Annotated in this window: 12 protein-coding genes and 1 pseudogene; 7 read left to right on the top strand and 6 right to left on the bottom strand. The window is 56.3% G+C overall.

From position 1 onward, the window contains the following. Positions 1-77 precede the first annotated feature (77 nt). Both ACGYLQ_RS20115 and ACGYLQ_RS20110 read right to left on the bottom strand, forming a co-directional pair. Positions 78-899 (bottom strand): annotated as a pseudogene (locus ACGYLQ_RS20115) (ArdC family protein); the annotation flags it as partial. A 40-nt stretch (positions 900-939) separates the two neighbouring features. Continuing rightward, positions 940-1,425 (bottom strand): hypothetical protein, encoded by a 486-nt coding sequence (locus ACGYLQ_RS20110; RefSeq protein ID WP_082849303.1) that lies wholly within the window; start codon positions 1,423-1,425, stop codon positions 940-942. Positions 1,426-1,681: 256 nt separating this feature from the next. On the opposite strand from ACGYLQ_RS20110, the gene ACGYLQ_RS20105 reads away from it, so the two are divergent. Further along, a complete protein-coding gene (locus ACGYLQ_RS20105) occupies positions 1,682-2,890 on the top strand; it encodes a Fic family protein (RefSeq protein WP_067623036.1) in 1,209 nt (402 codons plus the stop codon). A gap of 229 nt (positions 2,891-3,119) precedes the next feature. Here ACGYLQ_RS20105 and repC read toward each other — a convergent pair whose 3' ends face one another. The 3 genes from repC to repA form a co-directional block, all read right to left on the bottom strand. Beyond that, positions 3,120-4,175 (bottom strand): plasmid replication protein RepC, encoded by a 1,056-nt coding sequence (gene repC / locus ACGYLQ_RS20100; RefSeq protein ID WP_067623039.1) that lies wholly within the window; start codon positions 4,173-4,175, stop codon positions 3,120-3,122. 238 nt (positions 4,176-4,413) lie between these two features. Beyond that, on the bottom strand, positions 4,414-5,382 hold the full coding sequence (repB, locus tag ACGYLQ_RS20095) for a plasmid partitioning protein RepB (protein ID WP_236627298.1): 969 nt from the start codon (positions 5,380-5,382) through the stop codon (positions 4,414-4,416). Next, positions 5,382-6,581: a plasmid partitioning protein RepA gene (repA, locus tag ACGYLQ_RS20090; RefSeq protein ID WP_067623045.1), complete on the bottom strand. Its 1,200-nt coding sequence runs from the start codon at positions 6,579-6,581 to the stop codon at positions 5,382-5,384. The genes repB and repA overlap by 1 nt, the downstream gene beginning before the upstream one ends. A gap of 463 nt (positions 6,582-7,044) precedes the next feature. Here repA and ACGYLQ_RS20085 point away from each other — a divergent pair, with 463 nt between their 5' ends. The 3 genes from ACGYLQ_RS20085 (at position 7,045) to ACGYLQ_RS20075 (ending at position 8,237) form a co-directional block, all read left to right on the top strand. Next, positions 7,045-7,272 (top strand): AbrB/MazE/SpoVT family DNA-binding domain-containing protein, encoded by a 228-nt coding sequence (locus ACGYLQ_RS20085; protein ID WP_067623053.1) that lies wholly within the window; start codon positions 7,045-7,047, stop codon positions 7,270-7,272. 333 nt (positions 7,273-7,605) lie between these two features. Next, a complete protein-coding gene (locus tag ACGYLQ_RS20080) occupies positions 7,606-7,947 on the top strand; it encodes a type II toxin-antitoxin system RelE/ParE family toxin (RefSeq protein ID WP_067623056.1) in 342 nt (113 codons plus the stop codon). Beyond that, a complete protein-coding gene (locus ACGYLQ_RS20075; RefSeq protein WP_067623059.1) occupies positions 7,944-8,237 on the top strand; it encodes a DNA-binding transcriptional regulator in 294 nt (97 codons plus the stop codon). Before ACGYLQ_RS20080 ends, ACGYLQ_RS20075 begins: the two co-directional genes overlap by 4 nt. Before the next feature lie 129 nt (positions 8,238-8,366). Here ACGYLQ_RS20075 and ACGYLQ_RS20070 read toward each other — a convergent pair whose 3' ends face one another. Then, on the bottom strand, positions 8,367-9,251 hold the full coding sequence (locus ACGYLQ_RS20070; RefSeq protein ID WP_348414272.1) for a recombinase family protein: 885 nt from the start codon (positions 9,249-9,251) through the stop codon (positions 8,367-8,369). A gap of 229 nt (positions 9,252-9,480) precedes the next feature. On the opposite strand from ACGYLQ_RS20070, the gene ACGYLQ_RS20065 reads away from it, so the two are divergent. From ACGYLQ_RS20065 to ACGYLQ_RS20055, 3 genes are all read left to right on the top strand, one after another. Continuing rightward, a complete protein-coding gene (locus tag ACGYLQ_RS20065) occupies positions 9,481-10,548 on the top strand; it encodes a hypothetical protein (protein ID WP_088635931.1) in 1,068 nt (355 codons plus the stop codon). A gap of 215 nt (positions 10,549-10,763) precedes the next feature. Beyond that, entirely contained in the window at positions 10,764-11,354 is a 591-nt protein-coding gene (locus ACGYLQ_RS20060) for a L,D-transpeptidase (RefSeq protein ID WP_088635923.1), read from the top strand. Positions 11,355-11,437: 83 nt separating this feature from the next. Next, positions 11,438-12,016 carry a L,D-transpeptidase gene (locus ACGYLQ_RS20055; RefSeq protein ID WP_009815505.1) on the top strand — a complete coding sequence of 193 codons (579 nt, stop codon included), beginning with the start codon at positions 11,438-11,440 and terminating at the stop codon, positions 12,014-12,016. Positions 12,017-12,090 lie beyond the last annotated feature (74 nt).

The raw sequence follows: 12,090 nt of genomic DNA, 5'->3' as shown, positions 1-12,090 counted from the left end.
GAAACAAGGGCATTGGCGGACTTCCTCCGCATTATGCCGTCCTCGTGATAACTGCGGTAATGACGAGCTCGTCATTAGCGCAACCAGTTGTGAAGGTAGGCAGCATTCATCTCGAGCGTATGCGCCGTAAAGCCAAGTTCCTGACCCAGGAACACCGAGGTCAATTCCGCGACGATCTCCTCGCGCGCATAGGACGTGTTGCCAAACTTCGAGAACCCGAAATCACGGTTCAGTCGATGGGGGGCTTTCGTGGCATGGGCCAGCTCATGGGCCCAGACCCCGTAGAAATTGCGCGGATCCTGGAACCGCGTGATGGACGGCATGTAGACCTTGTCCACGGGCGGCAAATAGTACGCTTCTGTTCCTGTGAAGACGGTCGTGATGTCGATGGCGTCAAAAAACGCCTGCATGTGCGGGATGGGCTCGGACGGAGGATGCTCAAGCACCGGGTCCGGCTCGGGATGGAAGCTATCCGGCAAACCCTCGATCTGGCAGGCATTGAACACGCGGTAGGATTTCTGGAAGCGGAATATACGGGCTTCCTCGGAGTGATCATCCTCGTCACTGCGGTCATGCTCATCTGCGCCCGCGTCTTTCCGGCTTTGACCGTAATAAACGACGACAGAGGATTTTTCGCCCTTGCGGACCTTTGCGTCCAACGCATTGGCTTGCGGCAGCGTCATCCAGAAGGGAGAGCTGTGGCCCGCCATCACGGTCCGCATCGTCAGCAGGAAGTTGTTCACTCCCCGGTAGGGTTCACCGCCCACGCGCAAGGGTCTGGAGCTACCGCCAGCCGTCCAGGGCTTGCGCCAAGGCAGAACGCCGCGCTCGATGATACGGATGATTTCGTTGGTGATGAACTCGGAGGCATCGAATTTGGGCGTGCGGGATCGGGCCATGGCTGGCGTCCTTTCGAGTTTTGGTGAGAGGGAATGGAGATCAGATTGACCGACGGGGCCGCGGATCGTTGGTGATGCTGGCACCTAGCTTTTCGACCATGTCGATGTAGGTGGTCAGCGAGACGGACCTGCCGGCACCCGAACGGTCCGGGTCGACCGAACCGTCCCGCGTAACTTGCGGCAGGTTCGCGAAGCCGATGCCATCGGTGACGGGTCGGATTTCGATGAAGGGCGTCCCGAGTGCGACCGCGAGGGCGGCCAAGGGAAAGCGCTCGATCGGCGCGAAGGTCGACACGGTGGTCCAACCGTGATGGAGGAATGTCCCACCATCCCCGCAGATTACATGGGCATTCGGCAATGTCGCCGCCTGCCTGAGATAGCCGAGATCACGCAAGACAGTCTCGCGTTCGAGCTGCCGCGCCCGCGCCGACTGGCCAGTTCGGCGCAGCTCTCTATGCCGCCACCAGGAGGCGGCGGTTGCGCGGAGCACGCGCAAGACACCTGATTGCATAGGAATGCCCTTCATCCGGAACGGCAGACCGGAACCCGGCCCGGACCCTCATCCGTCAGTCACAAAACCCGAAGAACACTTTCTCTTTTTCCGGCCCCTTTGGGCACACAACAAAACCGAAAAGCCCGGCCCTTCTGCCGAAGCCATTGATTTCATGCAGCAATTCCAGATCGGCAGGCAAGATCGGCAACGCATATCGGCAAAACCTTGCTTGAAAGTACGAAATGTGTTTATTTTTCAATTACTTTGCAAACATGGAAGATCGGCAAAAATGCTGGAAACACCCGCCAGGATCGAACCCTGCTTCTTCGAGGAGCATATTCCCACAGAACTGGCAGACCTTTCGGTCGACATCCAGAGGGAAGCCACCGGGCTGGGACTAGGGTTGCATCCTGACAGCGCAGCCGAACTTGCCGATCTCGTCCGTGTGATGAACTGCTATTACTCCAACCTGATCGAAGGACACAACACGCGCCCCCGCGACATCGAAAGGGCGCTGGCTGGTGCCGAGCTTGAGGAAGAAACCCGTCCCCTCGCCCTTGAGGCCCGGGCGCACGTCATCGTTCAACGGGCCATCGATGAGATGCATCGCATAGGCACCCTGCCCCGCCCCACATCCGTCGAATTCCTGACTTGGGTCCATAAGAGCTTCTACGACGAGATGCCGGATGAGTTTCGGGCCATCGAACATCCCGACGGCACACAAGAGCCCATCGTTCCGGGACGCATGCGCCAGGATGATGATCGGGAAGTTGCGGTCGGGCGCCACCTACCTCCTTCATCGTCGCGGGTCGCGGCATTCATGGACCATTTCGACAAACGGTTTCAGATTGCGGCGCGGTCTTCGAGCGGACGGATCATCGCGATCGCCTCTGCACATCATCGGCTGAACTACATCCACCCTTTCCCGGATGGCAACGGGCGCGTCAGCAGATTGATGTCTCATGCAATGGCCCTCACAGCGGGGATCGGTGGCCAAGGGCTCTGGTCCGTATCACGTGGGCTGGCCCGCGGGCTAACCGATCGGGGCGAGTACAAACGGATGATGGATCTGGCCGACAGTCCACGCCGCGGAGACCGCGACGGACGGGGGAACCTGTCAGAAGCGGCACTGAAGACGTTCAGTGAATGGTTCCTAAAGGTGACGCTTGACCAGATCACCTTCTCAGCAAGATTGTTCGATCTCGGCCGACTGGACCAACGGTATCGTCGTCTTGTTGCAGATACCATCGATGACAAGCGAGCGCCGGAACTGATCTCGGCGGTTCTTCGGCATGGCGCACTGGAACGAGGCGACGCGCAGATTGTGCTCAAGACGTCCGAGCGTACTGCTCGCAACACGCTGAGTAAACTGACCGCCGCCGGATACCTGACCTCTGCCTCGCCGAAGACACCCGTTCGGTTGGCGTTTCCGTTGGATTATCGAGAGCGGCTCTTTCCAAACCTCTTTGGAGATAGTGACCTGCCGGTGGAGCGCTAGAATTACAACGAGAGAAAACTGATTGTATCCTGCAACGATTGGCGGCTGGAACCACTATGTCCGCTTGGTCTCCAATTTGTCCACCGCGGTGGACATCTTTTGTTCTGAGGTTAGCCGAACGATCGTACATCATCGCTTGGGCGGGTCTCGGGGTGACCTCGTTGTGGTGATCGGAGAGATGGAGCTGTCATGAGCGTGGTTCCCGGTCAGACGTCCACCGCGGTGGACACTAGGCGAGACTCTTGTTCGTTTTGGACAGGCGCTTAATCAGAGAGACCGGATCAAATTGGGTTTGACGTTGGCCCAGAGTGATACTGTGAAAGTAGGCTCCAAAATCCCTGATGCGTTGTCCTAGCTGTAGCATGATGAAAATCGCGCAGGATGCTTTCTGCGTTCCTACAATCTTCTTTGCTTTCGCGAACGTTTCTGGGTGTATTCCCATCATTGGAGCAAGATTTCGAGCGTGAGCCTCGATGTCCACCCAATCTCGAAGCTTTTCTGTGGCGAATGCGGTCGCCTGGTCACAGACCGAAGTTAGTAATTCTGGTTTCAGTTCTTCTTTGCCTACGTTGCTATCTAAATCTTTTTTTTCTTCATCAGACTTAGATTGATGCCGGACAGATTGTCCGTCATTGGCGGGCAGTTGCATTGTTTCTGGTGGATCATCCGGGGTGGATAAACTTTGGCATTCTGCGTCCGTGTCGGAGAGCAGTGCGCGGTATTCGGGGAGGCTTAGCTTCCTGCGTAGAGTTTTTCGTGCGTGGTTGATGAACGTGTTGTTGGGATCATGCTCTTCCAAATGGGCGAGCTTTGTGAGGATCTGTTTGCGGACAAATATCCGATCCCGCCGGTTATTCTCCATTTCTTGCGCGATGGTGATGAGCTCGCTCGCACGTTGAAGCAGGGGTGCAAGCGACAATCCATAACTGATGCACTCCCCGCCGGATGAGCGAACGCGGTAGCGCTTTCGGTTCGAGCTGTCATTGCGCTTGATGAATCCGAGTTCGACGAAGCGGTTGATGTGCCTGCGAAGTGTCCGTTCGTCGATGCCGCCAACTCGTTGGCAGATTGAATTGTTCGACGCAAAAACCGTTTCGCCGTGGCCAGGTTTCAAAAAGCTGAGCATTGCTTGAAGGGTCTGGATGTGGCCAGGGCGAAGCCCGAACACGCTGCGCGCGTCTCTCAGGGCCCGGAAGATGGTCCAGATATCGATTTCAGATGCGGGAGTTGAGCCGCATGATGCATCTGCACCAGCAGCCTCAATTGATAGTTTTGTAAATGCCATGATTTGATCACGATGACCGTTTGGCCCACAGCTTCCCTGTCTCCTCCCAAGATTTCATCTGGGAAAAGGCAATAAAAATCGGTTCACCGAATCGGTGACTCTTGACCGGTTTGCTGGAGGTTGCTACATCATGGGTGCAAATCGAATGATGAGGGCTCTCCAGGGGAAACTTTGGGGGGCTCTTTTCTTTCTGGTCTTCGCTTTTCTCCTTTGCTCGGGTTCCTCTATGTGGCTTGGGTTAAGACCCAGAGCCGCTCTCATTCCGCCAAGTATCGAAGAGTTGCAAAAGCGCGGCTTCTGCACGCTCCTCGAGCCACTGGCCGAATTCCGGGTTGTCCTTTTTGGCGATCTTGATGGCGATCGCTTTCTGATCGACTGTCAGCGTTCCGACAGTGTCGCCGCTCTCATTCTTGACGACGGACGTCACGCCGCGATTGGTCGGTTTTTTGTCTGCACGCGCCTTGTGCGAGCAAGCAGAATAGACCGCCTGAAATCTCTCGGGGCTTGGAGTGTCGTCGGGCAGGGCGGCGATCACCTCTTTGGCCGAATTCACCAAGTCTACCTTTCCCGATAGGGCCGCTAAATCACCCCACTGCCGTCTTCCGATGCCATGTGCCGGCCCGATAAGCTGAACAAGCCCATCAGGCAGTTGATCGATAACGACCCGGTGGTTGGACACGCCTTGCCGGGTTAACCCCAAAGCATCCTGAATGACGCCGGGTTTGTACCCAATTTCCTGCATCTCCCTGATAAACAAAGATTTTTCGATGAAAGACGGATCAAGTCGAAGGTTGTTCTCTTGACCCTGTGCGATAAGCGAGGCGTCGTCGTCCAATGTGCGAACGATTGCCTTGACCGTTCCTCCGATCTTGCGGATCGCTGCCAGTCTACGGCGGCCGTAGATGATGCGGTATCTGTCGGGTTGGCCCGATGGGCGGACCATGATCGGCACTTGTTGGCCATGCTTGCGAATGCTCTCGGCAAGCTCGTCGATACTCGTATCTTCCAGCACCAACCGATCGCGAAGGCCATCCATGTCAATCTGATCGGGTTCGATGTCCCGGATCGAATTGGCCGTGATTTCGCGCAAGGAGTCCCGCAAACCGCCAACAGAGCCGGGCAGCTTTGCAGTTTTTTGCATGGTAGGGGAGGGAGCCGCGCTCTCTTTTTCGTCCTTCGGAGGTTGGTTGAAAATGTTTCTGGCCATCAGCGACGCCCCCATGCCATTTGGATCGTCTGCTCCAGTTCATCGGCAACGCCGTTCACGCTGGTCAGAGCGCGATCAATCGTTTTCCTGATGAACTGGCCGGGATCAACTTCATAGACGGTCTGCTGGGTCATTCCGGCGTCAGAGATTGCGGTAGACTTCAGCATGGGTTCAGTCATGACCTGGCCGGCGAGAATTGATCTCAGGTAGCCAGCCATTTGGGTCTGTGGCCCATCTGACGGCTCATACCTTGTGATCAGGAATTTGACGAAATCCCATGTCACACGGCGTCCAATCGCTTCTTCAACGGCCTTTACCGTTTCTGACGCAAGTTTCAGGAATTGGCTCATGGAAGCGATATCCAGCATGCCTGGCACGACCGTCACCAAGAGCCCTGTAGAGGCCGCCAATGCCGTGAGAGTCAGAAAGCCGAGTTGAGGAGGGCAGTCGATCAGTACGATGTCGTAATTTGCCTCTACCTCCTCGAGTGCCAAGGCGAGGCGCTCCGCAAAAATGGGCTGCATCCGACGGGCGAGCGCGTTTGCTGTCTCGGTTTCGTATTCCGAGAGCATTAAGCCAGCCGGAACCATGTCGAGCTTGTGAAAGTAGGTCTTTTGGATCACGTCAGAGAGCGGAACCTGATCCTCATATCTCAGAGCATCATAGATTGTTCCGCCTTCGGCGAACTCGAGTTCGGGCCGAAAGCCGAAAAATGTGGTCAAACTTGCTTGCGGATCGAGATCCAAGACCAAAACACGGTAGCCGCGCAAGGCGTACCGCTGTGCAAGATGTATCGTCGCTGTTGTTTTCGACGAACCACCTTTGAAATTGACGACAGATAGCACCTGAAGTCGGTCGCCATCGCGTCGACCTGGCCGATAAGATTCGGCATTCCTTCCCGTGCGCTCCAAGATATTGCGCAATTCGTCCATTTCTTGGGCTGTGTAGAACCGGTGCCCGCGGTTATCAGTATGCACTTCCGGGAAGCTACCGTCCTTGTGCCGGTTGCGCAGGTTAGACGTGCTTACGCGCAGGAGACCGGCGACTTCGGTCGAGCTGAAACGCCGCAAGGCTTTACGCTCTTCGGGTTCGAAGGCGATCTTCATCTGCCGATCCAAGGACTCGGCCAGATTGTCGGCAAACGTGCCGATGTCAGAAGAGCCTATGCCTTGCGCATATCCAACGTTACGATCATCCATATCCTGCCGCCCGCTCTTGGCCTCTGTTAAGGCTCTTGATCATTTTGACGACGTACACCGCGTCTGACGCAATTTGCCGTCAGAATGGGAATGCCACGATCCAGCGAGTCCGGCAAGAAGAATCTAGATGTAGTGCAAAAGTTATCCACAGCACCAAATTCAATCAAGCTGCCGGATCTTGGTTAAGATATTGAAATTGATAATTAAAAACTCGATCTAATGGAGTGCTTCTTCGAAAAAGGGAACCTTACCTGCTGAGAAACAGACTAGGCATTATTGGTCAATGGTACCGCCGAACCAGTGCGAACCGAATGATTCTTCAAATTTTTTGGACGACAACAGGTTCCGTTGCGATGGCGGATCGGCGCATTTCCGTCGCCGAACCTGCAGGGCGATGGCTTTGCTTGTGGAGCGAGATGGATGTACACTGAACGTTGTTTTATCCATGCCTTGAGAGGACAAGATGCAAGTCGTTAAATGGGGGAGTTATCTAGCTGTCCGTTTGCCCGCCGAACTTGTGCTTGAACTCGGCTTGAAGGAAGGTGATGAGATCGACCTAGTCAAAGACGATGGTGCTGTGCGTGTTCGGCGTAAGCCTCGCGTGGATGAAATCCTCAAAGCACTGAAGCGGTTTCGGGGCAAGCTGCCCAAGGAGACGCGTATGTGTCGCGACGCGGTGCATGAACGCTGAGTCCGCAGATGCGAATGCCGTTTTCTACCTAATTGCAGACGATCTCCCGGACCAGTGTCCAGGTGCTGAACGCAGGGGTATTTAAGTGTCGGATGAATGCAGGGTTCAGCCGGTAGGACACCGCATCCATTCTTCTGGCACGTCATGACAGGGCTGTTTTCCGAAAGACCAAGCCACTCGACGCTTTCGAGCTGCGATCTACACTTGCCTCAAGCATCTGGTCGAAACGCTGTCAGTTGGGCAATATCCAAGAGTGGCACAAATTGGGTTGCGCTAAGCGCGGTTCGTGTGCCATTGACTTATACGTCAGCGAAGCATAAATGGTAACCTAGAATGACACGATTGCAGACGGTGGTGGAACTGCCCGAATTCCAAAGGCGCGCCAAAGCAATCATGTCGGAACAAGAGCGCGAGGCTGCAATCAACTACATTGCCGGTAATCCTGATGATGGGGTTTCTCTCGGCGGCGGGCTTCGAAAGATTCGCATCCCAAGAGTTGGGGGCGGCAAGAGCGGCGGTTTCAGGACGTTGTATGTATTTGGCGGGAACCATATGCCGATCTTTTTGATCACGGTCTTTGCCAAGAACGAAAAGGCCAACCTGTCCAAGGCTGAACAAGCCGCGGCAGTCGAAATGAGCAAAGCGCTTGTCGCAAGATATGGAGACGCAACATGACTGCATTTGAATCGGTGTCGAAAGGCCTGGAAGAGGCCTTGGCATTCGCAGATGGAAACATGACGGCCGCCAAGGTCCATGAGGTATCCGTTGTCGATGTCGATGTGGCCGAAGTTCGCCAAAGAACTGGTCTCTCACAGGCTGAATTCGCCCGAAGCATAGGAGTAGCAAAGGGCACGCTCTTGAACTGGGAACATGGGCGTCGACACCCGACGGGCCCTGCTCAAGTCCTGCTGGCCTTGATCGCAAAGAAGCCATCGGTCGTGCAGGATCTGCTGCGAGGCGCTTGATCTGTGGTGCTAGGTGATATCCCTTTGACGCTCCTTTCGAAGATACGATCAATGAAGCCTGCAGATTGCTGAGCTCGCCAACGGGGTGAGCGATATCTCATTGGTTATGGGATAACGTTGCTCTCTAAACTACTCCAACAATCCTAGCTTTTCCGCACGTTGCAGCAGCATCCTCACGGAAGAAGGCTGCCAGCTGGTCCGTCCCCGTGGAGTCCGCTCACGCATGGCTTCCAACCGGTCGCAGATCGCCTGTAGCGTGATATCCGGGTCCGAACCTTTGATGGCCGCAACAATCGCAGGCAGGCGATCGTCGGTTTCGCGGCGCCCGGCGCGGGCCAGCACCTCGGTAGGCAGGAAGCCGTCGCGGACATAGGCCTTCACAGCGCGCAGCAGACGGCTTTGGGTCCAGCGACGCGCCTCGGGCAAGGGGCCGTTGATGATGCGCAGCACGTCCTCCCAAGCCAAGCCGGGTCGCAACCGGCGCACGTGGGGCACCCAATCTTGTGCCGTCTCGTTCAAACGCTCCATGTAGCCGTCCTGTCGCGCCAGCCGCACTTTGCGAAGAGCAGCAGGGTCTTTGGCACGCAGCCCAGGGTTCCCGCCCACGCGGCCCTTTGTGCGCGCGCTGGCGAGGCCGGCCTTGGTGCGTTCCCGGATCAGGGCGCGCTCGAACTCGGCCGCAGCGCCCAAGACCTGCAGCGTGAACTTGCCTTGCGGGGATCCGGTGTCGATCGGGTCCTGAATTGAACGAAAGAATGCACCCTTGGCCTCCAGCCGCTCGATCACCTCCAGCAGATGCGACAGGGATCGCGCGAGGCGGTCAATCCGCACGACCACCAGCGTGTCGCCCTTGCCGATGCGCTCCAACACCCGCGCAAGCACCGGCCGCGCACGATTGCCGCCCGAGGCCTGTTCTTCATGGATCTCGGCGCAGCCTGCGGATTTCAGGGCCTGCGACTGGGGCAGGGGGGTCTGATCCTCGGTTGAAACGCGCGCGTAGCCTATCAATGGCATCAAAGCAGGCCTTTTGCAGTTTCATATACCCCCAATAAACGACCGTTTGTAACCAAATGCAAGTAGGTGCTCTCTCGTCGTGCTCGTCCAAAAACCTTTGGTTTCCCTGCGCTGAAAGCGATCTGAGAGGTTTCACCTGCAGTCGCGCGCGCGTACTATATAAATGGCGCAGGCAGCGGCCACGAAAACGCCTGGGCAATGTGCAAAAAATCAGTATTTTGCACACAAGATGACGCAAGCCTCTTCTTTGACTGATGATTACGGCGACCTCCTTATCACCATCGAGGAGGATGAAGAGGCTCACGAAGACGATCTCTGGTTTCTACCTAGGTCACTTGAAGAAGAACCGGATGATTTGCCTCCAGGGCCACGGGCGGAACCGCCCGACACTGCTGTCGTCGAAGACTGGGCAAAAGCAGAAGGCGTTCACGCTGCGCGACTGGCAAGAGTGGCTGGACGCCTGGGAGCTCTGGATGACCGGCTGCTGCGTGGCCCGGAAGGCTGGCGGCATCGCCTCGCTCTTATCGAGGCAGCGGATCTCAGCTGGTTCGCAGGGGATCGGGTGAGTTCTGATCGTCTGGCGCTCTGGATATCGATGCGGCTGTCAGGTGCACAGGATGACCCAAATGCACTGGCAAGAGTTGGATGGGCTGTTCGGCGCCTAACAGGCGGTCCTGGACCGAAAGCTGACTTGGCCGCCTTCCTGGATCGCCGCGATCCCGAGAACATTGAAGACAGCGCTGAGCGTTTCGAGGATCGCGCGGGTGGGTGGCTGGACGTCATGGCAGCCGCAAAGGGTCTCCACCCGATCACGCGGGCGTGCATGGGGTATCACCTGTGGAGCTTGGCGGGCCTCGGACGCCACGGCGACCAGATCGAAGCTGCCGTCACCGCGTCCAGGATCGCGACCAGCGATGGAAGCGGTGCCATCTTCGCGCCGCTCGCTATGGCCGGGGCCGGGGGGCTGCGCGTTTCGGGCTTGCCACCCGAGCGTTTGGCCCGCTGGTTGGATGGGATGAACAGCGCAATTCTAACGGCGATGCGAACACTTGATGATATTGAAGTGTGGATCGGGCGGGCAGAAAACGTCATGGCGCAATTATCTGGCCGCACGCCGGTTGCCTTGCGAAAGGTTTTCACGGAATGGCCCTTGGTCTCCGCCCCGATGGCTGAGGCCATGACCGGAGCCAGCCGCGCCGCCGTTCAGCGCAATCTCGCATGGATGGAGGCAAGCGGTTTGATCCGCGAGGTGACGGGGCACGGGAGGTATCGCATGTGGAAAGCTGACCTAATATAGGTCATTTGTCGAGGCTGACACCGGCTTGACCTGGCACGCTTTAGTGCCGCCCCAGATGATCGTTTAAGCCACTTTCCGTTCGAATGCGACAAGGCTTTTCCAGCCCAAAGCGTTCGTTAGCCATTCGTCTCACGTTTTTGTGACAATTGATCGCTTGAAGCTCCAGTGGGTGAAGGTTGTAACCAGGCGAAAGAGGCACGACCGAAGGATTGATCATGAAGCTAATTAAAGACTCATTTATCTCACGTCGCGGAGCGCTGCTCGGTGCGGCCGCAAGTGGCGTGTTCCTAGGAGCAGGCGTTGCAACAGCGCAAACCACAGCACCACTTGCTACGCCACCAGTGCGCCGCAATATTTCATCCTTCAGCACCTCAAACTGGCGGGATCACTTCGATAATCTAAACCACGGTGCAATCCTGTGCGACATTGATTCCCGAGCGGTGCAATATTGGTCAGAGGATGAAAGTGTTTATAAGCTGTATCCGTCGAGCGTTCCGGAATCCGAAGAACTGACAAAACGCGGATACACTAGCGTTATCAAGAAAGTGGAAGGACCAAGCTGGCGCCCCACGCCTTCGATGAAGATCCGCAATCCGGATTGGCCAGACTATTTTCCACCCGGTCCAGACAACCCCTTGGGTACACACGCCCTCTACCTTTCATGGCAATATTACCGCGTCCACGGAACGGGCGACACGCGGAAAATTGGCCGCCAATCGTCGAACGGATGCATCGGCCTTTACAACGAACATATCAAAGAACTGTTCGCTTTGGCTGAGGTAGGAACACAAGTGAAATTGTTCTGATCGCGCACCTAGCATGACTTGTTAAAGTCTTTTTTCGTGTACCGGCGTTCATTCAACGTTCACCGTTCGAAAGCCACAGCTTCATGAATCGAAGAAAATTCCTCCTTGCCGCCGGGGCTGTTGGCACTTTGGCCAGTCAGCCAGTTTCAGCCCATGTAGTGCTGCCAAAGTATGATTTACCGCCGGAGTATTTACCTCAAGTAGTGAGCATTCCAGAGGGCTCCGCTCCATACGAAATCCATGTTGTTCCAAGCCAGTTTGCCCTGTTCTGGACCCAACCCGATAACACTGCAATTCGCTACGCTGTCGGGATCGGTCGCCCGGGCCTTTACGAGGCAGGCGAATTCTATGTGGGGGCAAAGAAGGAGTGGCCCAGCTGGACACCGACCCCGGGCATGTTGCGTCGTGAACCGAAAAAGTATGGACCGTTTCGGAATGGAATGCCTGGCGGTCTGAGCAACCCTCTAGGTGCGCGGGCCCTCTACCTTTTTCAACCGGGACGCGGGGATACCTTTTTACGTGTGCATGGCACAAATGACCCAAGCACTATTGGCAGTGCCGTTTCAAACGGATGCGCCAGATTGGTTAACGATCAGATTGTCCAGTTGTATGATATGGTTCCGCTGGACACGCGTGTGATCCTGTACCCCGCAACTTTCTAGGGTCAGGATGCATTGATTTTCAAAGCGCTGCGTGATTCACGGCCCGGAAAACGGAGCGGTGACATGAGCGACCT

The sequence above is a fragment of the Sulfitobacter sp. 1A12779 genome, assembly GCF_043557315.1.
In the GTDB taxonomy this organism is placed as follows: domain Bacteria; phylum Pseudomonadota; class Alphaproteobacteria; order Rhodobacterales; family Rhodobacteraceae; genus Sulfitobacter; species Sulfitobacter faviae.
Note: the sequence above shows the minus strand (reverse complement) of the source record. Positions and strands in the feature narration are given on the sequence as shown.

Coding starts and splice junctions, on each gene's coding strand:
- ACGYLQ_RS20110 (WP_082849303.1), bottom strand. CDS start 1,425: ATGAAGGGCATTCCTATGCAATCAGGTGTCTTGCGCGTGCTCCGCGCA.
- ACGYLQ_RS20105 (WP_067623036.1), top strand. CDS start 1,682: ATGCTGGAAACACCCGCCAGGATCGAACCCTGCTTCTTCGAGGAGCAT.
- repC (WP_067623039.1), bottom strand. CDS start 4,175: ATGGCATTTACAAAACTATCAATTGAGGCTGCTGGTGCAGATGCATCA.
- repB (WP_236627298.1), bottom strand. CDS start 5,382: ATGGCCAGAAACATTTTCAACCAACCTCCGAAGGACGAAAAAGAGAGC.
- repA (WP_067623045.1), bottom strand. CDS start 6,581: ATGGATGATCGTAACGTTGGATATGCGCAAGGCATAGGCTCTTCTGAC.
- ACGYLQ_RS20085 (WP_067623053.1), top strand. CDS start 7,045: ATGCAAGTCGTTAAATGGGGGAGTTATCTAGCTGTCCGTTTGCCCGCC.
- ACGYLQ_RS20080 (WP_067623056.1), top strand. CDS start 7,606: ATGACACGATTGCAGACGGTGGTGGAACTGCCCGAATTCCAAAGGCGC.
- ACGYLQ_RS20075 (WP_067623059.1), top strand. CDS start 7,944: ATGACTGCATTTGAATCGGTGTCGAAAGGCCTGGAAGAGGCCTTGGCA.
- ACGYLQ_RS20070 (WP_348414272.1), bottom strand. CDS start 9,251: ATGCCATTGATAGGCTACGCGCGCGTTTCAACCGAGGATCAGACCCCC.
- ACGYLQ_RS20065 (WP_088635931.1), top strand. CDS start 9,481: ATGACGCAAGCCTCTTCTTTGACTGATGATTACGGCGACCTCCTTATC.
- ACGYLQ_RS20060 (WP_088635923.1), top strand. CDS start 10,764: ATGAAGCTAATTAAAGACTCATTTATCTCACGTCGCGGAGCGCTGCTC.
- ACGYLQ_RS20055 (WP_009815505.1), top strand. CDS start 11,438: ATGAATCGAAGAAAATTCCTCCTTGCCGCCGGGGCTGTTGGCACTTTG.